Source organism: Xanthobacter sediminis (assembly GCF_043195015.1).
Classification (GTDB): Bacteria; Pseudomonadota; Alphaproteobacteria; order Rhizobiales; family Xanthobacteraceae; genus Xanthobacter.
This window is the reverse complement of record NZ_JBAFWH010000003.1, coordinates 56,068-79,920: the sequence shown is the minus strand read 5'-3', so window position 1 is coordinate 79,920 and position 23,853 is coordinate 56,068. Positions and strand designations below refer to the sequence as shown.

Here is a 23,853-nt window from a genome sequence, read left to right as displayed (position 1 = left end):
CCCTTCCCCCTCCGTCCGCATCCGCGGCGGGGAACATCGGGGTGCCCCATGAGTGAGAACGCCACCAGCGACGCCTTCACCCTCGCGGAGCTGGAGACCATCATCGCCGCCCGCGCCGGGGCGGATGCCGGCTCCTCCTACACCCGCTCGCTGCTGGACAAGGGCGTGCCCAAGTGCGCCCAGAAACTGGGCGAGGAGGCGGTGGAGACCGTGATCGCCGCCGTTTCCGGCGCGCGCGAGGAGGTCATCGGCGAGACATCGGACCTCCTCTACCATCTCCTGGTGGTGCTGAAGGCCCGCGGGATCGCCTTGAGCGAGATCCATGCCGAGCTCGCCCGGCGCACCGGGCAGTCGGGCCTCGCCGAGAAGGCGGGCCGGGCCAAGAGCTGAGAACCGGAAGCCGGACCAGAGCCAAGACCAAAGCAAGAGCGGGGGCACCAGGATGGACCGCCGGATCGACGCCAGCCTCTCTCCCTACCGGACCTTCTCGCGCGATGAATGGGCCGCGCTGCGCCGCGACACGCCCATGACGCTGCGGCCCGACGAGATCGCGCGCCTGGAGGGCCTCAACGCCCATCTCTCCATCCGGGAGGTGGAGGAGATCTACCTGCCGCTCTCGCGACTGCTCTCGCTCTATGTGGCGGCGACGCAGAAATTGTTCCGCGCCATGAGCTACTTCCTCGACCAGAAGGATGGCGAGCGCGAGGGCGAGGGCAAGATGCCCTACATCATTGGCATCGCCGGCTCGGTGGCGGTGGGCAAGTCCACCACCGCGCGCGTGCTGCAGGCCCTGCTCGCCCGGTGGCCGAACACGCCGAAGGTGGACCTGTTGACCACCGACGGCTTCCTCTTCCCCAACGCAGTGCTGAAGCGCGAGGGGCTGATGGAGAAGAAGGGCTTTCCGGAGAGCTACGACCTGCCGGCGCTGCTGCGCTTCCTCACCGACATCAAGGCCGGCCGCCGCAAGGTGCGTGCACCTCTCTACTCCCACTTCTTCTATGATGTGATGCCCGACCAGGTGGTGGAGGTGGACCGCCCCGACATTCTCATCGTCGAGGGGCTGAACGTGCTGCAGACCACGCGTCCGCCCAAGGACGGCAAGGCGATCCCCTTCGTCTCCGATTTCTTCGACTTCTCCATCTACATCGACGGCGAGGAGGAGGTGCTGGAAGACTGGTACGTGTCGCGCTTCATGCGGCTGCGCTCCACCGCCTTCCTCGATCCGCTCTCCTATTTCCACCGCTACTCGAAACTCACCGAGGACGGGGCGCGGGAGCGGGCTTTGTCCATCTGGCGCACCATCAACCTGCCGAACCTCAAGGACAATATCCTGCCAACACGCCAGCGGGCGGATCTCATCCTGCGCAAGGCGGGCGACCACGAGGTGGCGGAGGTGAGCCTGCGCCGGCTCTAGGCTCAGGACCCATTGATTTGGCGCGGGTGCTGTGATTCAGGCTCTGCAAGGAGACTGGGCATGAGCAACCTGTATTGGCTGACGGACGAGCAGATGGCGCGGCTGTCGCCGTATTTTCCCAAGAGCCACGGCAAGCCCCGGGTAGACGACCGGCGGGTGCTGAGCGGGATCATTTTTGTCAACCGCAACGGTCTGCGCTGGCGGGATGCGCCGAGGGAATACGGGCCGCACAAGACATTGTATAACCGCTGGAAACGGTGGAGTGAGATGGGCGTGTTCGCTCGGATAATGGAAGGTCTGTCCGGCCAGCGAGCCGAACCCCAGGCCGTCATGATCGATGCGACCTATCTCAAGGCCCACCGCACGGCTTCCAGCCTTGGGATAAAAAAGGGGATCTCGGACGCCTGATCGGACGGACCAAAGGCGGTATGAACACCAAGCTTCACGCTATCACCGATGCCAACGGCCGCCCCCTGAGTTTCTTCATCACAGCCGGCCAAATCAGCGATTACACTGGCGCGGCAGCCTTGCTCGACGATCTTCCCAAGGCGCAGTGGATGCTGGCTGATCGGGGCTATGACGCCGAATGGTTCAGGGACGCGCTCGAGCAAAAGGGTATCAAGCCCTGCATTCCAGGCCGCAAATCCCGCTCCATGCCCGTCAAATACGACAAGCGCCGATACAAGCGCCGCAACCGCATCGAGATCATGTTCGGCCGTCTCAAGGATTAGCGCCGCGTCGCAACCCGCTACGACCGATGCCCTACCGTCTTCTTCTCCGTGCTCGCCCTCGCTGCCTCCGTGCTCTTCTGGCTGTGATCAACGAGTCCTGAGCCTAGAGTGTTTTCCGCTCGCACCGGCGTGCGGCAATCACTCTACAATATTGAATACTGCATTTTCTTCATGCGAACGGGTTCCCACTTCGGATGAAAGCGCTGGGCTTCTCCCGGCGCAATCGGCTCGTCGGCCGGCGCGAGTGCGCATCGAAGCCCGCAAACGGCGGGCCCGGCTCATGGGGCCGAGGCGTCGCGAGGCCCGGCGGTTCCTCGGGTCATTCGGTATTGTGCCATCGGGTCCGGTCTTTGAGCGGCGCCGGTTCAGTTTCGCTCGAGCGTCGTGCGGATTTGACCAAGGATCCAGGAAACCGGCCCATGAGAAACGCTCAGGGGTCTTTGGGCCGAGCCCGCGCGTTGCGGGCGGGCATTTCATGTTCCCCCATCATGCGATGAGCCCGGCGGCACCGCTCATCCCGCAGGGTGCCGCAAGCGACAGCGCGCGGCCCCACATCCCCACGCGGCGCCGCCAAAGAAAAAGGGCCGGCGGAACGGTCCGTCGGCCCTTTCGAAATCATGCGGTACCAGAAAGCTCACTCGCCATTTTTCTGCGCGGCGGGCGCATCCTGCTGGGGCGGAGCCTGGATCAGCTCCCCCCAGGCGGAGAAGGCGTCGTTGAAGGCCTGCTGGCCGGGGGTGCCCTTCTCGAAGACGATCACGGCCTTCTTGTTGTTGGTGTAGACCACGGGCACGTCGAACCAGGGATAGAGCTGGAGCAGCGCGAGGTTGCGCTGGCGATCCGACGGTGCGGTCGAAAGGCCAACCAGGAACAGGGTGGGGCTGACCTTCACCGCGAGGCCGGCAAGCGGAACGCCCTGGGCCTGCTGGCTCTGCTTCGCCCGCACGCCGGGCACGTTGGCGACGCCGCCGAAGGCGAAATCCTGCGGTAGCTTGAACGAAATCTCGATGGTGTGGGTGGCCGGCAGCGTCTGGTCCGTGTTGCGGCGGAGCACGAAGCCCACGGAGATCTGCCGCTCGGGAATCACGATCTCGCCGTGGATGCCGATATCGGGCGGCAGGCCGGGACCGGCGTTGAAGGTTTCGGTCTTCCAGGTGACGGTGCCTTCGAAGGTCTGCGGCGGGCTTGCGCCACCCGGGCTCTCCTCCAGCAGCACGGCACGCTGGGTGCCCACGGCCCGGCTGGTCGGGGCGGGCGCGCGGCGCGCGGCCTCGCCGGTGGTGGAAGCCACGCGATCTTCGCTCTTGGGCTGCTCCGCCGGCGCCGCGGGGGCGGCGGCGGGAGGGGTCTGCGCGGTCTGCTGGGTGCCGGAGGAAAACAGGCCGAGGCCCACCACCGCCGCCACGATGCCGCCCAGCACCACCAGCGCCAGCACCGCCCAAAGGGCGAAGCGCAGCCCAGAGGCCTTGCGGGGCTCGGCCGCGCGCACGCTGGGGCGCACCGGCGCCGCCGGCTCGCGGCTGCGCACCTCGCCCCGGCGCACGACGCCGCGGCGGGGGGGAGCGGCCTCGGCTGATGACTCTTCTGCGGGCTGGGAGGAGGCGGCCGGCGTTTCCGCAGGCGCTGTCTCCTCCTGAGGGGGGGCGGCCGGGGCGGGCTCGGCCGCGCGCGCGTCTTCCGGCGCGGGACCAGGACGCTGCGGCTCCACGCTTGCGGGCGCCGCGACGTCCTGAGGCCCGGCCTCAGCCTTCACATTGTCCTGGGGCGCGTGCTCGGCTTCCAGACGGCGGATCGCCTCCTCGAGGCCGAGGCGCTCCCGCGTGATCTCGCCCTCCGGCAGCGGAGGGTCCACGCCCCGCAGCTGCCGCAGCAGCGCGGTGCGCGCGCGGTCGAACACGGCCTTGCGCGCCTCCGCCGTGTTCTGCGGCAAGCTGGAGACGGCACGTGCGAGGAGCGGGTAGTAATCAGCCATCAGCGCCTAAGCTTCGCCTTCGAGTTCGAGGATTCCGGTCAATCCTGGAACGGATTGTGTACCAGAATCGTGTCATCCCGCTCCGGGCTCGTGGACAACACCGCCACCGGGCAGCCGATCAATTCCTCGACCCGCCGCACATACTTGACCGCTTCCGCAGGCAGGTCGGCCCAGGAGCGGGCGCCCATCGTGGATTCCTGCCACCCCGCCATCACCTCGTAGATGGGCTCGGCCCGTGCCTGGGCTCCGCTTTCCGCCGGGAGGTGGTCGATGGTCTGGCCGTCGACTTTGTAGCCCACGCAGACTTTCAGTTCGGTAAAGCCGTCCAGCACGTCGAGCTTGGTGAGGGCGATGCCGTGGATGCCGCAGGTGCGCACGGTCTGGCGCACCAGCACCGCGTCGAACCAGCCGCAGCGGCGGGCGCGACCGGTGACCACGCCGAATTCGCGGCCCTTGCTGCCGAGGGTCTTGCCGATCTCGTCGGTGAGCTCGGTGGGGAAGGGGCCCTCGCCCACGCGGGTGGTGTAGGCCTTGGTGATGCCGAGCACGTAGTCGAGCGCGCCGGGGCCGATGCCGGTGCCGCTGGAGGCCGAGCCCGCCACCGTGTTGGATGAGGTCACGAACGGATAGGTGCCGTGGTCGATGTCGAGCAGCGCGCCCTGGGCGCCCTCGAACAGGATGCGCTTGCCGTCGCGGCGCGCCTTGTCGAGCAGCTCCCACACCCGGTCCATGAAGGGCAGCACCTTGGGCGCGATGGCGAGCAGCTCGTTCACCAGCGCGGCGCCGTCCAGCGCCTCGAGGCCGAGGCCGCGGCGCAGGGCGTTGTGGTGGGAGAGCAGGCGGTCCACCTTGGACGGCAGAGTCGTGGCGTCCACCAGGTCGATGAGGCGGATCGCGCGGCGGCCCACCTTATCTTCGTAGGCGGGGCCGATGCCGCGCTTGGTGGTGCCGATGCGGGTGCCGGCGGCGCCTGCCTCGCGCAGGGCGTCGAGCTCGCGGTGGAGGGGCAGGATGAGGGGCGTCGTCTCGGCGATGCGCAGCCGGTCGGGGCCGACCACCACGCCCTGGGCCGCGAGGCGGGCCAGCTCATCCACCAGCGCCTGGGGATCGAGCACCACGCCGTTGCCGATGACGGAGAGCTTGCCGGGGCGCACGACCCCCGAAGGCAGCAGCGACAATTTGTAGGTGACGCCGTTCACCACCAGGGTATGGCCGGCATTGTGCCCGCCCTGGAACCGCACGACCACGTCGGCCTGCTCGGAGAGCCAGTCGACGATCTTACCCTTGCCTTCGTCGCCCCACTGAGAGCCGACCACGACCACGTTGGCCACGCTGAATTGCCTCCTCGCGCGGCGCGGGTCACATCGGCCCGCGCGAACAAAGCAAAGCCCCGGCTTTGGTCCGGGGCGTTGCCCATGTCTCTTACGGGATCGGGGCTTTCGAGGCAAGGTACCGCCATGTCAGGCGGTAAAATGGTGTTCCGGAACCGCGCCGGGCGGCGCGCCGCTGGCGGGATCGCCGGGTTCGTGCTCTATCTCGCGCGATGAAACCGCCCGTGAAAGCGCCCTCGCGTTCTCCCCATCCGCCCCATCCGCCCCGTGCCGCCGTGCCCGCCGGCTTCGCCGCCCGCCGCCTCGCCGTGGACGGGCTCGACCGCATCCTCCACCACGGCACCACGCTGGAAGATGCCTTCGAGACCGCGCCCCAGGGGCTCGATCCGCGCGACCGGGCGCTCGCCTACCGTATCGTGGCCACCGCCCTGCGGCGGATCGGCACGCTGCGTGCCGCGCTCGGCCGGCTGATGGAGCGCGGCCTGCCCAAGTCCGCGCCCCGCCTGGAGCCGGTGCTGCTTGCGGGCGCGACCCAGCTCCTGTTCATGGACGTGCCGGACCATGCGGCGGTCGGTCTCAGCGTGGACCTCGCCCGCGCCGACCGCGCCACTGCCGGCTTCGCCGGGCTCGTCAATGCCGTGCTGCGGCGGATCGCCCGCGACAAGGACGGCGCGCTGGACGGCATCGACCCCTTCCTCGCCGACACCCCGGCCTGGCTGCGCGAGCGCTGGACCGCCGCCTATGGGGCCGACGCCGCCCGTGCCATCGCCGCCATGCATGCGGTGGAGCCGCCCCTCGACATTACCGTGAAGGCCGACCCGGCGTCGTGGGCGGAGAAGCTCGCGGGTGAGGTGCTGCCCACCGGCACGGTGCGGGTTCTCCAGGCCGGCCCTGTGCGCCTCCTGCCCGGCTTCGCCGAGGGCGACTGGTGGGTGCAGGACGCCGCCGCCGCGCTGCCCGCTCGCCTCCTGGGCGAGGTGCGGGGCCTCGCGGTGGCAGATCTGTGCGCCGCGCCGGGTGGCAAGACCGCCCAGCTCGCCGCCTCCGGCGCCACCGTCACGGCGGTGGACCGCTCGGCGGCCCGCCTCGCCCGGCTGAAGGAGAACCTCGCCCGCCTGCAGCTCTCGGCGTCCGTGGTGGAGGCCGACACCCTCCAGTTCGCCGGCGGCCCCTACGATGCAGTTCTGCTGGACGCCCCGTGCTCGGCCACCGGCACCCTGCGCCGGCACCCCGACATCGCCCTTTCCAAGCGCCCGGCTGACATCGCCACCCTCGCCGCCCTGCAGGGCCGGCTGCTCGACCACGCGGTGGACCTCGTGAAGGCGGGCGGGCTCATCGTCTACTCCACCTGCTCGCTGGAGCCGGAGGAGGGCGAGGCGCAGGTCGAGCGCCTGCTCGCGGCCCGCAGCGACGTGGCGCGCGTGCCGGTGACGGCGCTGGAGATGGAAGGCATCGCGCCGTTCATAACTCCTCAAGGGGATGTGCGCACTCTACCCAGTCAATGGATGCGCGGGGAGAAGGAACGCTCGGGGCTCGACGGCTTCTTCGCGGCTCGTCTCCGGCGCATCGGGTGACCTAGGGAAACCTTTCTTCACAAGGGTTCCAGGGGTGCCGTGGCCGCCGCGCGGGGCGGCGGCACGCCCCCTGTGCCCGGCCCGGAACGGAGCCCCGTGTCGCCGGCCTGATGATTCGCCGCCTGATGTGCCGAGGGAGAGACACCGTCATGTGGCATGGCCTAGCCGGGCGCTTCCATACCACGGCGTCCCTCTCCACGGTGCGACCGGGGAGCCGGAGGACCCACGTGAGCCGAGACAGCCTCGCCGAGCGTCTCCGCCTCGCCACGCTGGTGGCGGGCCAGTGGCTGCGCGCGCTGCTGGGGCGCGCCGACGCAAGCGCGCTTGGCCTCGCCTACGCGCCGGTGCCGGTGCCCGAGCGCCTGCTCATCGCCCCCCACGACCTGCGCACCGGCGACCCCACCCTCGCGGCCGAGATCTATTCCGGCCGCTTTGCCTTCGCCGGCAAGGCGGTGCAGCTCGACGGGCGCACCCCGTTCGAGGTGGTGCCGCCCTCGGTGGACTGGGCCGAGGCGCTGCACGGCTTCGGCTGGCTGCGGCACCTGCACGCCGCCAACACCACCATCGCCCGCGCCAATGCCCGCGCCCTGGTGGGCGACTGGGTCCGCAACCCCGGCGTCGCCCGCGCCGTCGCCGGCCGGCCGGAGGTCACCGCCCGCCGGGTCATCTCCTGGCTCACCCAGGCGACCTTCCTGCTGCAGGATGCCGAGCTCGACTTCTACCGCCGCTTCATGCGCTCCCTGGCCCGGCAGGTGCGCCAGCTCCGCCGCGGAGCCAGCGAGGCGCCGGACGGCTATCCGCGCCTGCTGGTCATCGTCGCCCTCACCTTCGCTGGGCTGTGCATGTCGGACCAGGGCCGACTGCTGAAGGCCGCGCAGCGCCGGCTCGGCGAGGAGCTCGACCGACAGATCCTGCCCGACGGCGGGCCCATCACCCGCAATCCCGGCATGCTCATCGAGCTGCTGCTGGATCTGCTGCCCCTGCGCCAGGCCTTCACCGCGCGCAACCATCAGGCCCCGGCCGCGCTGATGAACGCGGTGGACCGCATGATGCCCATGCTGCGCTTCTTCCGCCACGGGGACGGCGCCTTCGCCCATTTCCACGGCATGGGTTTCACTGCGGCGGACCAGCTCGCCACCATTCTCGCCTATGACGACGCACGCGGCGCGCCGGTGGCGAACGCGCCCTATTCCGGCTACCAGCGGCTCGACGCCAAGGGCGCCGTGCTGATCGCCGACACCGGGCCTCCGCCGCCCATGTCGGTGAGCTGGGAGGCGCACGCGAGCTGCCTCGCCTTCGAATTCTCCACCGGGCGCAACCGCATCGTGGTCAATTGCGGTGTGCCCGCCACCAATCGCGAGCAGTGGCGGCAGGTGGCGCGCTCCACCGCGGCCCATTCCACCGCCGTCATCGCCGACACCTCTTCCTGCCGCTTCCTCAAGGGCTCCCACCTCATGCGGCTTGTCGGCCTGCCCATCGTGGACGGGCCGAAGACCGTGGACGTGCAGCGCGGCACCCGCAACGAGGCCATCTTGCTGCGTGCCAGCCACGACGGCTACGCGCCGGAGTTCGGCGTCATCCACCAGCGCTCCTGGCGCCTCGCCCTGGAAGGCAACCGGCTCGACGGCGAGGACGTGTTCCGCGCGGCGGCCGAGGGGGCGCAGCTTTCTTCCCACGCCTTCGCCGTCCGCTTCCACCTTCACCCTCAGGTGGCGGTGGAGCGCTTCGACGATCCCCACACCGCCTTGCTCAGCCTGCCCAACGGGGAGGCCTGGGCCTTCGCCGCGCCGCATGTGCCGCTGGCGGTGGAGGAGAGCATCTACCTCGCCGCCTCCGGCGGCCCGCGCCGCACCTCGCAGCTGGTGCTGATCGGCGACGTGAGGGATACCCCGCGCCTGGTGTGGACCTTCATGCGCACCCGCGAGGCCCCGAGCGGCAACCTCAACGGCACGTATATCGGCAATCGCGGCACCGCCCGCCCGCGCTGAGGCGGGCGGCAAGGTTGAGCCCACCGCAGGGGTGGCCGGCGCGCGGCGCCCTTTCGGGCGGCGCCCATTAGTGCTAGGCGAACGGCACTTTTCGTTCACCGGAGCCGCCCCCATGCCTGCCGATATCCGTCCCGTGACCCGTGCCCTGATCTCGGTGTCGGACAAGACGGGTCTGGTGCCGTTCGCCACCGCCCTCGCCGGGCACGGGGTGGAGCTGGTGTCCACCGGCGGCACCTCCAAGGCCATCGCCGATGCGGGGCTGAAGGTGAAGGACGTCTCCGAGCTCACCGGCTTTCCCGAGATGATGGACGGCCGGGTGAAGACCCTGCACCCCAAGGTCCACGGCGGCATCCTCGCCATCCGCGACGACGCCGGCCACCAGGCCGCCATGGCCGAGCACGCCATCGCCCCCATCGACCTCGTGGTGGTGAACCTCTATCCGTTCGAGGCTACCGTCGCCCGCAAGGCGGACTTCGAGGAGACCATCGAGAACATCGATATCGGCGGCCCCTCCATGATCCGCGGCGCGGCCAAGAACCATAACGACGTGGCGGTGGTGGTGGACGCCGCCGACTATGAAGCCGTGCTGAAGGAGATTGCCGAGCACGGCGGCACCACGCTGGCCCTGCGCCGCCGCCTCGCCCAGAAGGCCTATGCCCGCACCGCCGCCTATGACGCGGCCATCTCCAACTGGTTCGCCCGCGAGCTGAAGGAGGAGGCCCCCGCCTACCGCGCCCTCGGCGGCAAGCTCATCGAGGCCCTGCGCTACGGCGAGAACCCGCACCAGTCCGCCGCCTTCTATGCGTCCGACGAGATCCGCCCCGGCGTCGCCACCGCCCGGCAGGTGCAGGGCAAGCAGCTCTCCTACAACAACATCAACGACACCGACGCCGCCTTCGAGGCGGTGGCCGAGTTCCACCCGGCCCGCACCGCGGCGGTGGTGATCGTGAAGCACGCCAACCCCTGCGGCGTGGCCGAGGGGGCGAGCCTGGAGGAAGCCTACCGCAAGGCGCTGGCGTGTGATCCCGTCTCTGCCTTCGGCGGCATCATCGCCGTCAACCGCACCCTGGATGCCGAGGCTGCCCGCGCCATGGTGGACATCTTCACCGAGGTGATCGTCGCCCCCGACGCCACCGAGGAGGCCATCGCGGTGGTGGGCGCCAAGAAGAACCTGCGCCTGCTCATCACCGGCGGCCTGCCGGACGTGCGGGCCGCCGGCCTCGTGGTGAAGACGGTGGCCGGCGGCTTCCTGGTGCAGGGCCGCGACAACATCAGCGCCGACGACCTGGAGCTGAAGGTGGTGACGAAGCGCGCGCCCACCGAGGCCGAGCTCACCGACCTGCGCTTCGCCTTCCGCGTGGCCAAGCACGTGAAGTCCAACACCATCATCTATGCCAAGGACCTCGCGACCGTGGGTATCGGCGCCGGCCAGATGAGCCGCGTGGATTCCGCCCGCATCGCCGCCCGCAAGGCCGAGGACGCGGCGGCGGCCGCCGGCCTCGCGGTGCCGCTGACCAAGGGCTCGGTGGTGGCTTCCGACGCCTTCTTCCCCTTCGCCGACGGTCTGCTGGCGGCGGTGGAGGCGGGCGCCACGGCGGTGATCCAGCCCGGCGGCTCCATGCGCGACGCGGAGGTGATCGCCGCCGCCGACGAAGCCGGCCTCGCCATGGTCTTCACGGGCGTGCGCCACTTCCGCCACTGAGGCCCGTGCGGGGCGCGGGCGCATGAGCCCAGCGGCGACGGGTGTGGAGAACGCTCGCGGTTGCGCTTCCGGCGCGCCGCGGCCCGCACGCCGCGCTGCCTTGCGGGCCATCGGACGGGCCGGCGCGCATCGTGCCGCGCCTCTCTCTCCTGCCCTGACGACGGCCGCTCCCTTGTCTCGTGCGACCGGAGCCACATCGCCTCAAATGTCTCAGGAGTGCTTCCGTGCCTCACGGAAGCGGGGAAACGCTCCAGGCCATTGAGTTGACGCCTTTTCTTCACGCGAACCGGTTTCCACTTCGCGCGAAAACGCTCTAGGCTGGAGCATCGGCCGTCGATCTCCCTGCAGGCCCCCATTGCCATGACCGTCCATCATCAGAAGCCCGACCATTTCAAAGCCGTCTTCCAGTCGTTCGACGACCTCGCCGACGGCGCCGCCGGCCCCGGCCGGCTCGCGGCGCTGCGGGCCGAGCTGTCCCGCCGCGGCCTCGACGGCTATGTGGTGCCCCGCGCCGACGCCCATCAGAACGAATACGTGCCGGCCCGCGAGGAGCGCCTGTCCTGGCTCACGGGCTTCACCGGCTCGGCGGGGCTGCTGATCGTCCTGAAGGACCGGGCCGCTTTGTTCGTGGACGGCCGCTACACCCTGCAGGCGCCCGCGCAGGTGGACACCACCGCCTTCACCGTCGTGCCCCTCTCGCAGCTGAAGCCCGAGGCGTGGCTGGAAACCCACCTGCCCAGGGGCGCAAGCCTGGGCTTCGACCCGTGGCGCACCACCCTCGACGGGCGCGAGCGCTTCGCCAAGGCGGTGGCGGCGGCCGGCGGCATCCTGGCGAGCGTGCCCGAGGACCCCTTCGACGCCATCTGGAACGACCGGCCCGAGCCGCCGCGCGCGGCCGTCCGCCTGCTCGACCTCGCGGTGGCCGGGGAGGATGCCTCCTCCAAGCTGCGCCGGGTCCAGGAGGCGCTGGCGGAGCAGAAGCTCGACGGCGCGCTCATTTCCGATCCCCACGGCACCGCGTGGCTGTTCAACATCCGCGGCGCGGACGTGGACCACACGCCGCTGCCGCTCTCCTGGTGCATCGTGCCGGCGAGCGGGCTACCGCACCTGTTCGTGGACCATGCCAAGCTCTCCCACGAGGTCCGCGGCACCCTCGGCGCCCAGGCCCACATCCATACGGCCGCCGACCTGGAGAGCACCCTTGCCGCGCTCGCCGCGGGGCGCGTCTTCCGCGTGGACCAGGCCACGGCGCCGGTGCACCTCGCCCAGGTGATCGAGGGCGCCGGCGGCACCGTGAGCAAGGGCGCCGACCCCATCGCGCTGCTGAAGGCGTGCAAGAATCCGGCGGAGATCGCCGGCATGCGCGCCGCCCATGTGCGCGACGCGGTGGCGCTCACGCGCTTCCTCGCCTGGTTCGAATTCGCCGCCCCCTCGGGCACCCTTACCGAGATCGACGCCGTGGAGGCGCTGGAGACCTTCCGGCGCGAGACCGGCGAGCTCTCCGACATCTCCTTCCCCACCATCGCCGGCGCGGGCGAGAACGGGGCCATCGTGCATTACCGGGTGACGCGGGCCACCAACCGGGCCATCCACCCCCACGAGCTGTTCCTGCTGGATTCCGGCGCCCAGTATCCCGACGGCACCACCGACGTGACGCGCACCCTCGCGGTGGGCATGCCCTCCGAGGAGATGCGGGCCCGCTATACGCTGGTGCTGAAGGGCCACCTCGCCCTCACCCACGCGGTGTTTCCGAAGGGCACCACGGGCGCCCAGCTCGACCCCTTCGCGCGGCAGTTCCTGTGGGCGGCGGGGCTCGATTTCGACCATGGCACCGGCCACGGGGTGGGCGCGGGCCTGTCCGTGCACGAGGGGCCGGCGCGCATTTCCCAGCTCGGCCACGTCCCGCTCCAGGCGGGCATGATCCTCTCCAACGAGCCGGGCTACTACAAGGAAGGCGCCTACGGCATCCGCATCGAGAATCTGGTGCTGGTGGAGCCGCGCTCGGTGCCGGGGGCGGAGCGGCCCTGCCTCGGCTTCTCCACGCTCACGCTGGTGCCCTATGACCGCCGGCTGGTCGACCTCAGCCTCATCACCGTGGCGGAGCGCGGCGCCATCGACGCCTATCACCGGCTGGTGCGCAACGCGCTCTCGCCCTTGCTCGAGGGCGACGCCCTCGCCTGGCTGATCCGCGCCACCGCGCCCCTGTGATGGCAAGGGCGCCGGTTACGGCCGGCGCCGCGGGTGTGCTCAGAACGGCGGGTGCGGAATGGCGGCGAGGAGGGCGCGCGTGTAGTCCTGGCGCGGGGCGCCGAGCACCGTGGCGCAATCGCCCTCCTCGATGATGCGCCCGCTCTGCATGACGATGACGCGGTCGCACAGCAGCCTCACCACCGCGAGGTCGTGGGACACGAAGAGATAGCTCATGCCGAGCTTCTCCTTCAGGTCCACCAGCAGGTTCAGCACCACCGCCTGCACGGATACGTCGAGCGCCGCCGTGGGCTCGTCCAGCACCAGCAGGTCGGGCGAGACCGCGATGGCGCGGGCTATGCCCACGCGCGCCTTCTGCCCGCCCGAGAGCTGGTGCGGGAAGCGGTCCAGCAGATGGGCCGGCAGGCCGCACAGCGCCGCCAGCTCCTCCACCCGCGCTGCCATCGCCGCCTTTGGCATGGCCGCACCGTCGCCCCGCGCGCCGAGGCGCAGGAGCGGATCGGCGATGGCGCGGCGGGCGGTGAAGCGCGGGTTGAGGCTGTCGGTGGCGTCTTGGAACACCATCTGCAGCCGCCCGCGCCAGGGCGAGCGGGCGAATTGCGCGGCCGGCACCGCGCCCACGTCCGCCCCGTCGAACAGGATGCTGCCGGAGGTGGGGTCCGCAAGGCGCATGATCATGGCCGAGGTGGTGGACTTGCCGCAGCCCGATTCGCCCACCAGCCCCACGCTCTCGCCCCGCCCCACGCTGAAGGAGATGCCATCCACCGCGCGGAACACGCCCGAACGCGCCGATTTCAGCGGATATTCCTTCACCAGGTTCCGGACCACGAGCAGCGGCTCGGCCGGTGCCTTCGCCGCCGGTGGGGGAGGGGCGGCGGGCGGCGGAGCCGCGTCCTCGGGCAGCAGGTCGCGCACGCTGGCGGAGCCGTGGGGCGTCGCGCGCAGCAGCCTGCGCGTATAGGCATGCCGCGGATGGCGGAACAGCTCCTGCGCGGGCGCCGATTCCACCACCTCCCCGTCCTTCATCACGATGAGGTGGTCGCAATAGGCGGCGGCGAGGCCGAGATCGTGGGTGATGAGGATCATGGCCATGCCGCGCGCGCGCGTCAGCTCGGCCACGAGGTCCATCACCGCCTTCTGGGTGGTCACGTCGAGCCCGGTGGTGGGCTCGTCGGCGATGAGGAGCTGGGGCCGGCACGCGAGGGCCAGCGCGATCACCACCCGCTGGCACATGCCGCCCGAAAGCTCGAACGGATAGGCGTGGTAGCGCTCCTGCGGATTGTTGATGCGCACCGCCTTGAGCGCGTCGATGGCCTTCTCGTAGGCGTTGGAGGCATCGGCCTGCACGTGCTGGCGCAGCACGTCCTCGATCTGGTGGCCCACCTTGCGGATGGGGTCGAGGGCCGCGCGCGGGTTCTGGAAGATCATGGAGATCTCCCGGCCCCGGATGTCGCGCATGGCGCGCTCGGAAGCTGCGGCGATGTCGACCCCGTCGAAGCTGATGCCGCCGCCGGCGATCACGCCCGCCGCGTCGAGGATGCGCAGGAGCGAATAGGAGGTCACCGACTTGCCGGAGCCCGATTCGCCCACGATGCCCAGCGTGCGCCCCTTCTCCAGGGTGAAGCTGACATGGCGCACCGCGTGCACCACGCCGTTGCGGGTGCGGAAATCGACGCTGAGGTCGCGCACGTCCAGGAATGTGGCCATGGCTTTCCTCCTCAGCTGCGGGCGCGGGGATCGACGATGTCGCGCAGCCCGTCGCCCAGCATGTTGAAGGTGAACACCGCGAGCATCAGCGCCGCGCCGGGGAACAGGGCCAGCCACCATTCGCCCGAAACGATGAAGCGCGCGCCCTCGGCCACCATGATGCCCCACTCGGGGGCGGGCGGGCGCACCCCGAGGCCGATGAAGGACAGGCCCGCCGCATTCAGGATCGCCCAGCCGAGGTTGAGCGAGATCTGCACCATCATGGGCGGCAGCGCATTGGGGAAGATCTGGCCGAACAGGATGCGCAGGTTCGAGTTGCCGGAAAGGCGCGCCGCCTGCACGAAGCCGGCCTCGCGGCGGATGTTCACCTCGGTGCGGCTGAGGCGGGCATAGAAGGGCAGGTTCACGATGGCGGTGGCGAGCACGATGTTGCCCACTGAATTGCCCAGCGCCGCCACGATGCCCATGGCCAGCACGAACAGCGGGAACGCCATCAGCGTATCGAGCACGCGCGAGATTATGCGGTCGGTCCAGCCGCCGTAGAAGCCCGCCAGCGACCCCATCACCGCGCCCGCCGCGAACGACAGCGCCACAGCCGAGAGCGAGATGGCGAGATCAAGCCGCGTCGCCACCACCACGCGGGAGAAGACATCCCGGCCGAGGTCGTCGGTGCCGAACCAGTTGCGCCACGAGGGCGGCTTCAGGGCGTTGGCGGCATCGGTGGCGAGCGGATCGTGCGGCACCAGGAGCGGCCCGGCGAGGGCGGCCAGCACCAGCATCACCAAAAAGGTGAAGGCGATGAGCGTCATCGGGTTGGCGCGCAGCACATAGAGCATGTGGCGGCCGATGCCCCCGGTGCGGGCGGCGAGAGGCGTCATGTGGTGCGCTCCGTCCATGCGGCTCATCCGTCGAAGCCGACGCGCGGGTCGATCAGCGTGTAGGAGAGGTCGATCAGGAGGTTGATGATGACGAACAGGATCGCCATCACCAGCACGAAGCCCTGCACGGCGGCATAGTCGGAGACCACCAGCGCCTCGACCGCGTAGGAGCCGATGCCGGGCCAGGCAAAGACCTTTTCCACCAGCACGTTGGCGCCGAGCGCGAAGGAGAACACCATGCCGAAGGTGGTGATGAGGGGCAGCAGCGCGTTGCGCAGGGCATAGCCGAGCAGCACCTTGCGCCGGGAGAGGCCCGCCGCCCGCGCGGTGCGCACGAAATCCGCCGCCAGCACCTGGAGCATCGCCGCCCGCGTCATGCGCGCCAGCGGCGCCAGGGTGAAGATGGCCAGCGTCACCGCCGGCAGCACGAGCTGGCCGAAGGCCGCCCCAGCCGTTTCCGCATCCCCCGCGAGGAGCGCGTCCGCCACGAAGAAGCCGGTGACGGTGGGCGGCGGGAGATAGGCGAAGTCGAGCCGGCCCACGGGCGCCGGCGCGATCCCGAGCTGGTAGTAGAACACATAGACCAGGGCGAGGCCAGTGAAGAACACCGGCAGCGAGACGCCGGCCGTCACCACCACCCGGCAGGCATGGTCGACGAGGCTGCCCGGCCGCGTGGCCGCGAGGATGCCGAGCGGCACGGCGATGGCGAGCGAGAGCGCGAGCGCCGAAAGGGTCAGCTCCAGGGAGGCCGGCAGGCGGGAGGCGATATCGGAGAGTACGCTCTGGCCGGTGGAGATGGACTGGCCGAGATTGCCGGTGGCCAGATCCTGGAGGTAGCGCACGAACTGGGCGGGGAGCGGCTTGTCGAGCCCCAGCGCCGCACGCACCTGGGCAATGGATTCCGGCGTCGCCGCCGGGCCCGCGAAATAGGCCGCCGGATCGCCCGGCAGCGCCCGCGTGAGGATGAAGGTGACGACCACGACGCCGAACAGCGTCGGCACCGCCTGCGCGAGGCGCTTGAGGACGATCACGATCCGGGACGATGCCATCGCCGCGCTCCTTTCCCGTGGCGTTATCGCGCGTCGTCGTTTCCGGGGAAACGCTGACGCGCGATAACAGTTTGATTTAACGTGCTTTCCTCACCCGAACCGGTGTCCACTTCGCTCGAAAACGCTTCGGGCGGGCCGGGAGCGGCCCGCCCGGAAACGGTCAGGACTTGGTGAGGGGCCGGGCGTCCGGCTGGCGGTGGAACCAGTATTCATAGCCGCCGATTTTCGGTGTCATGGCCGAGGAGAGGGCCGGCTGGTAGAGCGGGATGCGCGGCACGTCGTCATAGACGATGTCGATGATCTGCCGGATCTTGGGCGCGTAGGCGGGGTCTGTCACCGGCGTGTCGAGGGTCTCGTTCACCAGCTTCACCACCTCCGGATTGTCGTAGTTGGAGGAGTTGAAGATGGTGCCGGGGGTGTAGGCCCAGAAGAAATAGTAATCGGGATAGTTCAGCCAGCCGCCGAAATCGTCGAGGTGCATGGGCAGGCGCTTTTCCACCGAGGCGGCGGTGCGCCAGTTGGCGCCGGGGATCTTCTCGATGGGCGCCTTGATGCCGATCTTGGCCAGGCTCTCCTGGATCAGCAGCGCGGTGGGCTCCATCCACGAGGCGAGGTCGAGATTGATGTAGAACGGCACCGTGAAGCCGTCCTTGTAGCCGGCCTCGGCCAGCAGCGCCTTCGCCTTCTCCAGGTCGAGCTTGTAGGGCGAGGGCTGGGGCCAGGCGATGCTCTCGGCCTTCTGCGTGCCGCCCCACATGGGTACCCCCGCCTCGTAGGCGGCGGTCTTGAAGATGGCCTCGTAGGGCACCGCATAAGCGATGGCCTGGCGCACCTTCTTGTTCTTGAAGGGCTCGAAATTCTCGTTCAGCGCGAGCACGTAGAGGCAGTTCTCGATAGGGGTGGAGACTACCTTGGCCTTGCCGGAGGCCTTCAGCTCGTTGGCATCCTTGTCGGGGATGTTGAACACGAGGTCCACGTCCCCGCGCTCGATCAGCGCGCGCCGCGTGGCGGCCGAGGGAATCTCACGCATGATGACGCGCTTGGCCTGGGGCAGCTTGCCGGAGGTCCACTTATCGTTGCTGGCATAGACGAGCTGCTGGCCGGGGTCCCACCGCTCCACCACGAAGGCGCCGGAGCCGGCAGTGTTGCGGTGGAGATATTCCGTCGCCCAGGGGTCCTCCGCCGTGGCATGGGCCTTGGCCACCTTGGAGTTGATGATGAACGGCACGGGCACCGCGAGGTCCGGCAGCGTCAGCTTGGAGGCGCGCGGCAGGGTGATGCGGAAGGTCTTGTCGTCCACCGCCTCGAACTGGGCGGGCTTCTCCAGCAGGCCCGCCTTCATCTGGGTGGTGGGGAAGCCGCCCAGGCTCACCGCGCGGTCGAGGGACCATTTCACGTCCTGCGCCGTCACCGGCGTGCCGTCGGCGAACACGGCGTTCGGACGCAGCTTGAAGGTGATGGTGCGGCCGTCATCGCTCGCGGTCCAGCTCTCGGCGAGGTCCGGCTCGATGACGCTGGAATCGTAGCTGACGCTGCCGTCCGGCAGGGTCTTGGTGCCGAACTTCACGAGCCGGTCGTAGGCGTTCACCGCCACCTGGTAGCTGGCGCGGTTGGTGCCCTGGCGGTGCAGGTCCAGCGAGTTGACGGTGGCGCCGGTGGCCACCACGATCGTGTCGGCCGGCGCGGCCGCAGCGGGGAGCACCCGCGCCAGCGGCAGGACCCCGGCGCCGAGCGCGACGGCGAGCGTGGACTTCAGGAACTCCCGGCGCTGCATGGCCAGCCTCCTTGCGGCATCTGGATTGGATGCAAGATTACATGCAATCTTATGAAGCAAGGTTCGGGCCACTTGAAAGCGACGATGACACGCCTTCTGCGGGGCGGGCGAATGGAATCGCTGCCCATCTCCGGTGCAGTCGCCCGAATAATCAGCAGAATCGTCGCTCAGGACACGCTGCGCAATGGCCGCCGCGCCACCATGGCGGCGGAGACGTCCTTCACCGTCAGGATGTGGGCCTTCATGGCCTCATAGGCCGCCCCGCCGTCGCCCGCCAGGATGGCATCCACCACCCGGCAGTGCTCCTGGTGCGAACTGCGGACCCGGTTGGCGATGCGGAACTGTGCGTGGCGGAAGTGGAAGACCCGCCGCCGCGCGTCCAGCGCCAGCTCCACCAGCGCGGGATTGTGGGTGCCGTCATAGACGATCTGGTGGAAATGGCTGTTGAGGGCATCGTAGCCGGCCGCGTCCTCCGCCGCTGCCAGCGCCGCCGCCTCGGCGTGCACCGCCGCCAGCAGCGCTTTCTCCTCCGGCGACATACGCTCGGCCGCGAAGCGGGCGCAGGCGCCCTCCAGTTCCGCCATCACCTCGAACAGCTGCAGGAGCCGCTCCTGGGACTGCTGCAGGACCACCACACCGCGATGGGGCCGGCGTTCGACCAAGCCGAGCACCGAGAGCTGGCTCAGTACCTCCCGCACCGGGGTGCGCGACACCTGGAAGCGATCCGCCAACGCCTGCTCGTCCAGCTTCACGCCCGGGCCGAGCACGCCGGTGACGATCTCCTCCGAGAGGACCCGCCGGAGCTGATCCACGATCAACTCGCGCTTTTCATCCATTTTTGCCGCCCGTGGCGCCTGCGACATCACCGAATATCCGGACCGAAAACCCAAGGCGCGCGCCGGTGGCGGCGCGCGCAACATGCTCCATGATGAAGGAGCCCGCCGCGCCGGCGCAATAGGCCCGTTGGCGCTCGCCCGGCGGAAGGCGTCCGCCGGTGTCGATGCCCGACGCCTGGTGATCCCGCGCGAGTTCGCCCTTCGGGACGATGGACGTGGGGGAGCACGAGGCGGCACGGTCATCTCCGGGAGATCGCCGTGCCGCCGGGCGCCTTTTTGAGGCTGGGGAGGAGAAAGGTCGGGGAGGAGCGCATGAAGGACCTTGAACGCGACGCCCCGGTCCGCTAGAAGCGCGCGATCCACTCACGGCGTTCAGCCGGCCTTCTGCCGGCGTGCGCACCTCTGCGGAGAGGTGGCAGAGTGGTCGAATGCACCGCACTCGAAATGCGGCATAGGCGCAAGTCTATCGGGGGTTCGAATCCCCCCCTCTCCGCCAGATCCCTGCTTTCAATAGTCAATGAGCTTTCAGGGCTGATCGCTTGAGGAGCCGCAGGGCATTGTCTTGCATTTCGAATGCGGTCGCTTCGCAGGAATGGCCCCGAGGGGGCTGGGCGGCGGGTTTCCTGCTCGGCCCCGATCTGCAATAGCGCCGAGGTAGCACCGCGCATGCTCATGCCAAGGAGCGGGCGCGTCTATCGTTCACTCCTGCGGCTGCCTGTCAGAGGCCGGCGGGTGATGGTTCCGGCATGGGCCTGCGCACGGCTTTGTCAGCATGCGTGCCGGCCGGCGCCCGTGGCGCCGGCGGCTCTGTCCGGGATCTCTGCCCGCCCGCTCACGATTCGCGGTGGCGGAGGCCAGACTCAGTCGTCGAGGCCGAGGCTCGGGGCGGCGCGGCGTTCCAGGATGTCGCGGATGGTGGCCACCAGCTCCGTTTCCTTCACAGCGAGCTGGGCGGGGCGGGCGGCGCGGTATTCGGCATTGTCGGCGATGGAGGCGGCGATTCGCGCCCCCTCCACCAGGTCCTTGATCTGGATCTCGCCCGCCGCCTTCTCGTTGGAGCCCTGGATCACCACCGCCGGGGCGCCGCGCTTGTCGGCATATTTCATCTGCGCCTTCATGCCGCCGCCGCCCTGGTACATCTCGGCGCGGATGCCGTTGGCGCGCAGGTCCGACACCATCTTCATGTAGTCGGCGATGCGCGCCGGCTCCTTGTCCATCACCAGCACCACCACCGGGCCGAGCTCCGCCTCGCCGTCCATCTTGCCGAGGAAGGCGAGGGCGGAGAGCAGGCGCGATACGCCGATGGAAAAGCCGGTGGCCGGCACCGTCTCGCCGCGGAAGCGGGCCACGAGGCCGTCATAGCGCCCGCCGCCGGCCACCGAGCCGAAGCGCACGGGGCGGCCGTCCTCGTCCTTGATCTCGAAGGTCAGCTCCGCCTCGTAGACGGGGCCGGTGTAGTATTCGAGCCCGCGCACCACGGAGGGGTCGATCTTCACGCGGTCCTGGTAGCCGGCAGCGGCCACCAGGGCGCGGATCAGGTTCAGCTCCTCCATGCCCGTGAGGAAGGCGGCGTTGCTGGCGAGGGCGGCCGCGAGCGCCACGTCCCCGGAAAGCTCCACCTTCACGCCGTCGGCATCGGCGGACACGCCCTCGCCGGTGAGCATGGCGAGCACGACGGCGCTCTGGCGCTCATCGAGCCCAGCGCCCTTGGTGAAGTCGCCGCTTTCATCCTTGCGGCCGGTGCCGAGCAGCAGGCGCACGCCCTCGACGCCGAACTTGTCGAACTTGTCGATGGCGCGCAGCACGGTGAGCCGGCGCGCGGCATTCTCCTCGCCGCCGAGGCCGATGGCCTCCATGACGCCGTCGAGCACCTTACGGTTGTTGACGCGGATCACATAGTCGCCGCGCGGCACGCCCACCGCCTCCAGCGCGTCGGCCGCCATCATGCAGATCTCGGCATCGGCGGCGACGGACGGCGCGCCCACGATATCGGCGTCGCACTGCATGAACTGGCGGAAGCGGCCGGGGCCGGGCTTCTCATTGCGGAACACGTAGCCGGCGCGGTGCGAGCGGAAGGGCTTGGGCAAAGCGTCGTAGTGCTCGGCCACGTGGCGGGCGAGGGGCGCCGTGAGGTCATAGCGCAGGGAGAGCCACTGCTCGTCGTCGTCTTGGAAGGAGAACACGCCCGCGTTGGGGCGGTCCTGGTCGGGCAGGAACTTGCCGAGCGCATCGGTGTATTCGATCGCCGGGGTTTCCAGCGCCTCGAAGCCGTAGAGCGCGTAGACGGCGCGGATCCGCGCCAGCGTGGCATGGGTGGCGGCAAGCTCCGCGCCGGTGCGGTCGGCAAGGCCGCGGGGCAGGCGGGCCTTCGGCTTCAGATCTTTCGCCATGACACTCTTCAACGCTCGTCTCGAAAGGGAATCGAACGGGGTCTTAGAGGACGGGGCCTTGCGGGGCAAGGCGGCGCCGCGCCCGAGGGGGCCGGCGCGGGCGCCGGCCGGAGATTTGCCGCCTCAGCCGGCCACGTAGACGCGGGTGCCGCTGGGCACGCGGTCGTAGAGGTCGATGATGTCCTGGTTGAGCAGGCGGATGCAGCCGGAGGACACCTGCTGGCCGATGCTCCAGGGCTCGATGGTGCCGTGGATGCGGAACATGGTGTCGCGGTCGCCGTCATACAGGTAGAGCGCGCGCGGGCCGAGCGGGTTGTCCTCGCCGCCCGGCAGGCCGGCGGCATAGGGGCCGTAGCGCTGGGGCTGGAGCTTGATCATGTTGGCCGTGGGCGTCCAGTGCGGCCACTTCTCCTTGCGCTTGATGGCGGCCCAGCCCTTGAAGGAGTAGCCCTGCTTGCCCACGCCCACGCCGTAGCGCAGCGCCTTGCCGTCCTTCTGGACGAGGTAGAGGTACTTCTCGTTGATGTCGACCACGATGGTGCCGGGCGCGACCGGGGGCAGGTGGCGCGGATAGGCCACCTCCTGGCGCAGGAACTTCGGGTCCACTTCGCTGATGTCGGTGGCGTCCACCGGGTGCGGCTCGCTGTCGATGGGGCCGTACATGCGCGCCATGGGGCTCACCGGCGGCGGCGAGCTGGTGACGCAGGCGGCGAGCAGGAGAGGGGCCGCGAGAACGAACAGGCGACGCGAGAGAAACTCGGGCTTTATGGGATCACTGGCCATGGTCTACCCAGCACGGAAGGAAACGGGTTGCCATCGCGCATCAACGCACGGCGCGCAGCCGGAGGCCCGCCTGCTTTCTGCGTATCTCATCGCGGTGAGGTATCGTTAAGGTTAACGCCGCGGAAAAATCCGCTCACGGATCATCCGCCGATGGGGGAAAGGCTGTAGCACGCGTCGCCGCCCTTCGGGTGGCCTGCATGCAACACCTTCGTGGGGAATGGCCATCTGACGCCTTTTTTCGCATGCCGCGGCAGCATTCAGGCCGCCGGCACCACCCGGCCGGGCGAGACGGAGAAGCGCTCGGCGCGGTCGAGGGCCGCGAACGCGGCGGGATCGGCCCCCGTCATCCAGACCTGGGCGCCCAGCCGCGCCAGTGCCTCGAACAGGCCCTCCCGGCGCTGCGAATCGAGGTAGGCCGCCACGTCGTCCAGGAGCAGCACCGGCGACAGCCCCTGCATGGCCGCCACCAGCCGCGCGTGGGAGAGGGTGAGGCCGACGAGCAGGGATTTCTGCTCCCCCGTGGAGCAGCGGGCGGCCGGCAGCTCCTTCACCCCGTGGCTCACCTGGAGGTCGCACAGGTGCGGGCCTTCCAGGGTGCGGCCGGCGACGCGGTCGCGGCCGCGGCTGTCGCGCAATAAGGCGCGGTAGCGATCCTCGGCTTCCAGCGCCGGCATCTCGGCGACGAGCCGTTCCAGCGCGCCTTCGAGCGCGATCCGGGCAAACGGGAAGGGGGAGGCGTCGTCGCGGTGGGCGGCGATCTCAGCGGAAAGGCGCGCCACCGTCTCCAGCCGGGCCGCCGCCACCGCCACCGCCAGCTCCGCCAGCTCGTGCTCCACGGCGTCGAGGAAGCGCGGGCCGCCATTTTCCTCCAGCAGCCGGTTGCGGGCGCGCAGCGCGCGCTCCAGCGCGTTCACGCGGGTGCCGTGGCCGGCGTCCACCGCCAGCACCAGCCGGTCGAGGTAGCGCCGCCGCTCGGCGGGCGGGCCGGTGAACAGGCCGTCCATCTCCGGCGTCAGCCAGATCACCTTCAGGTGGTCGAGGAAGGCGGAGGCGGAGGCCACGGGCTCGCCGTCGATGCGGCAGCGCCGCTGGGGCGTCTCCAGTCCGTCGAGGCCGGTGCCGAGCCGCGCCTCGCCGAGCGCGCCCTCCACCAATGCGGAAACCGCCCAGCTCCCCGGCGCGCCGAGGCCGGCCTCCGGTCCCTGCCGGCCGACCTCGGTGAGATGGGCGCGCCGCAGCCCCCGGCCGGGGGAGAGGAAGGAGATCGCCTCCAGCACGTTGGTCTTGCCGGCGCCGTTGGGCCCGGTGAGCACCACCATGCCTTCGCCCACCATGAGCTGCGCCGCCCCATAGGAGCGGAAGCGGGTGAGGGCGAGGGTGCGGATGCGGGCGTGAAGCATGGCCGGAAAATGTGGAGGCGCGGCCCCGGCGGACGGCCCGCCCGGGAGCATCTCCCTGTTTCATGGAATCGGGAAATGCTCTCGATTCTAGAATTGACGCGTTTTCCTCACGCGAA

The 23,853-nt window shown here is 69.8% G+C and carries 16 protein-coding genes, 1 tRNA gene and 1 pseudogene; 8 read left to right on the top strand and 10 right to left on the bottom strand.

Annotation, left to right across the window (positions count from 1 at the left end; genetic code table 11):
* The first annotated feature begins 48 nt into the window (after positions 1–48).
* From V5F61_RS04445 to V5F61_RS04435, 3 genes and pseudogenes are all read left to right on the top strand, one after another.
* Complete coding sequence (locus tag V5F61_RS04445; protein ID WP_393989572.1) at positions 49–390, top strand: phosphoribosyl-ATP diphosphatase; 342 nt, start codon at positions 49–51, stop codon at positions 388–390.
* A 52-nt stretch (positions 391–442) separates the two neighbouring features.
* Positions 443–1,414, top strand: a complete 972-nt coding sequence (gene coaA / locus V5F61_RS04440; protein ID WP_393989571.1) for a type I pantothenate kinase — start codon at positions 443–445, stop codon at positions 1,412–1,414.
* Positions 1,415–1,474: 60 nt separating this feature from the next.
* Positions 1,475–2,232: pseudogene (locus tag V5F61_RS04435) on the top strand (IS5 family transposase).
* Positions 2,233–2,779: 547 nt separating this feature from the next.
* Here V5F61_RS04435 and V5F61_RS04430 read toward each other — a convergent pair.
* Positions 2,780–4,117 carry a hypothetical protein gene (locus tag V5F61_RS04430; RefSeq protein ID WP_393989570.1) on the bottom strand — a complete coding sequence of 446 codons (1,338 nt, stop codon included), beginning with the start codon at positions 4,115–4,117 and terminating at the stop codon, positions 2,780–2,782.
* Between the two features lie 38 nt (positions 4,118–4,155).
* Positions 4,156–5,448, bottom strand: a complete 1,293-nt coding sequence (locus V5F61_RS04425; protein WP_393989569.1) for an adenylosuccinate synthase — start codon at positions 5,446–5,448, stop codon at positions 4,156–4,158.
* Positions 5,449–5,660: 212 nt separating this feature from the next.
* On the opposite strand from V5F61_RS04425, the gene V5F61_RS04420 reads away from it, so the two are divergent.
* The 4 genes from V5F61_RS04420 to V5F61_RS04405 all read left to right on the top strand — a co-directional run bounded on the left by V5F61_RS04420 (position 5,661) and on the right by V5F61_RS04405 (position 12,920).
* A complete protein-coding gene (locus V5F61_RS04420) occupies positions 5,661–7,022 on the top strand; it encodes an RsmB/NOP family class I SAM-dependent RNA methyltransferase (protein WP_393989568.1) in 1,362 nt (453 codons plus the stop codon).
* A gap of 227 nt (positions 7,023–7,249) precedes the next feature.
* The gene (locus tag V5F61_RS04415; RefSeq protein WP_393989567.1) at positions 7,250–9,010 is read left to right on the top strand and encodes a heparinase II/III family protein; all 1,761 of its coding nucleotides are present in this window, start codon (positions 7,250–7,252) and stop codon (positions 9,008–9,010) included.
* 112 nt (positions 9,011–9,122) lie between these two features.
* On the top strand, positions 9,123–10,712 hold the full coding sequence (purH, locus tag V5F61_RS04410) for a bifunctional phosphoribosylaminoimidazolecarboxamide formyltransferase/IMP cyclohydrolase (RefSeq protein ID WP_393989566.1): 1,590 nt from the start codon (positions 9,123–9,125) through the stop codon (positions 10,710–10,712).
* 360 nt (positions 10,713–11,072) lie between these two features.
* Positions 11,073–12,920 (top strand): aminopeptidase P family protein, encoded by a 1,848-nt coding sequence (locus V5F61_RS04405; protein WP_393989565.1) that lies wholly within the window; start codon positions 11,073–11,075, stop codon positions 12,918–12,920.
* A 39-nt stretch (positions 12,921–12,959) separates the two neighbouring features.
* On the opposite strand, the gene V5F61_RS04400 is transcribed toward V5F61_RS04405, so the two are convergent.
* From V5F61_RS04400 to V5F61_RS04380, 5 genes are all read right to left on the bottom strand, one after another.
* Positions 12,960–14,627 (bottom strand): dipeptide ABC transporter ATP-binding protein, encoded by a 1,668-nt coding sequence (locus tag V5F61_RS04400; RefSeq protein WP_393989564.1) that lies wholly within the window; start codon positions 14,625–14,627, stop codon positions 12,960–12,962.
* Between the two features lie 11 nt (positions 14,628–14,638).
* Positions 14,639–15,505, bottom strand: coding sequence for an ABC transporter permease (locus V5F61_RS04395; RefSeq protein WP_393989563.1), 867 nt, complete (start codon positions 15,503–15,505; stop codon positions 14,639–14,641).
* Between the two features lie 23 nt (positions 15,506–15,528).
* Positions 15,529–16,554: an ABC transporter permease gene (locus V5F61_RS04390; RefSeq protein ID WP_393989562.1), complete on the bottom strand. Its 1,026-nt coding sequence runs from the start codon at positions 16,552–16,554 to the stop codon at positions 15,529–15,531.
* Between the two features lie 160 nt (positions 16,555–16,714).
* Complete coding sequence (locus V5F61_RS04385) at positions 16,715–18,328, bottom strand: ABC transporter substrate-binding protein (RefSeq protein ID WP_393989561.1); 1,614 nt, start codon at positions 18,326–18,328, stop codon at positions 16,715–16,717.
* Between the two features lie 167 nt (positions 18,329–18,495).
* The gene (locus V5F61_RS04380) at positions 18,496–19,164 is read right to left on the bottom strand and encodes a GntR family transcriptional regulator (protein WP_393989560.1); all 669 of its coding nucleotides are present in this window, start codon (positions 19,162–19,164) and stop codon (positions 18,496–18,498) included.
* Positions 19,165–19,570: 406 nt separating this feature from the next.
* Here V5F61_RS04380 and V5F61_RS04375 point away from each other — a divergent pair.
* Positions 19,571–19,660 (top strand) — tRNA-Ser (locus V5F61_RS04375).
* 364 nt (positions 19,661–20,024) lie between these two features.
* Here V5F61_RS04375 and hisS read toward each other — a convergent pair.
* The 3 genes from hisS to recF form a co-directional block, all read right to left on the bottom strand.
* Positions 20,025–21,554, bottom strand: a complete 1,530-nt coding sequence (gene hisS, locus V5F61_RS04370) for a histidine--tRNA ligase (RefSeq protein ID WP_393989559.1) — start codon at positions 21,552–21,554, stop codon at positions 20,025–20,027.
* 123 nt (positions 21,555–21,677) lie between these two features.
* Complete coding sequence (locus tag V5F61_RS04365) at positions 21,678–22,337, bottom strand: L,D-transpeptidase (protein ID WP_393989558.1); 660 nt, start codon at positions 22,335–22,337, stop codon at positions 21,678–21,680.
* Positions 22,338–22,594: 257 nt separating this feature from the next.
* A complete protein-coding gene (recF, locus tag V5F61_RS04360; protein ID WP_393989557.1) occupies positions 22,595–23,737 on the bottom strand; it encodes a DNA replication/repair protein RecF in 1,143 nt (380 codons plus the stop codon).
* Positions 23,738–23,853 lie beyond the last annotated feature (116 nt).

Bases quoted from the DNA above. Each gene is read 5' to 3' on its own strand.
- coaA (WP_393989571.1), top strand. From the start codon at position 443: ATGGACCGCCGGATCGACGCCAGCCTCTCTCCCTACCGGACCTTCTCG.
- V5F61_RS04445 (WP_393989572.1), top strand. From the start codon at position 49: ATGAGTGAGAACGCCACCAGCGACGCCTTCACCCTCGCGGAGCTGGAG.
- V5F61_RS04420 (WP_393989568.1), top strand. From the start codon at position 5,661: ATGAAACCGCCCGTGAAAGCGCCCTCGCGTTCTCCCCATCCGCCCCAT.
- hisS (WP_393989559.1), bottom strand. From the start codon at position 21,554: ATGGCGAAAGATCTGAAGCCGAAGGCCCGCCTGCCCCGCGGCCTTGCC.
- V5F61_RS04405 (WP_393989565.1), top strand. From the start codon at position 11,073: ATGACCGTCCATCATCAGAAGCCCGACCATTTCAAAGCCGTCTTCCAG.
- V5F61_RS04390 (WP_393989562.1), bottom strand. From the start codon at position 16,554: ATGGCATCGTCCCGGATCGTGATCGTCCTCAAGCGCCTCGCGCAGGCG.
- V5F61_RS04380 (WP_393989560.1), bottom strand. From the start codon at position 19,164: ATGGATGAAAAGCGCGAGTTGATCGTGGATCAGCTCCGGCGGGTCCTC.
- V5F61_RS04430 (WP_393989570.1), bottom strand. From the start codon at position 4,117: ATGGCTGATTACTACCCGCTCCTCGCACGTGCCGTCTCCAGCTTGCCG.
- purH (WP_393989566.1), top strand. From the start codon at position 9,123: ATGCCTGCCGATATCCGTCCCGTGACCCGTGCCCTGATCTCGGTGTCG.
- V5F61_RS04365 (WP_393989558.1), bottom strand. From the start codon at position 22,337: ATGGCCAGTGATCCCATAAAGCCCGAGTTTCTCTCGCGTCGCCTGTTC.
- V5F61_RS04400 (WP_393989564.1), bottom strand. From the start codon at position 14,627: ATGGCCACATTCCTGGACGTGCGCGACCTCAGCGTCGATTTCCGCACC.
- V5F61_RS04385 (WP_393989561.1), bottom strand. From the start codon at position 18,328: ATGCAGCGCCGGGAGTTCCTGAAGTCCACGCTCGCCGTCGCGCTCGGC.
- V5F61_RS04395 (WP_393989563.1), bottom strand. From the start codon at position 15,505: ATGACGCCTCTCGCCGCCCGCACCGGGGGCATCGGCCGCCACATGCTC.
- recF (WP_393989557.1), bottom strand. From the start codon at position 23,737: ATGCTTCACGCCCGCATCCGCACCCTCGCCCTCACCCGCTTCCGCTCC.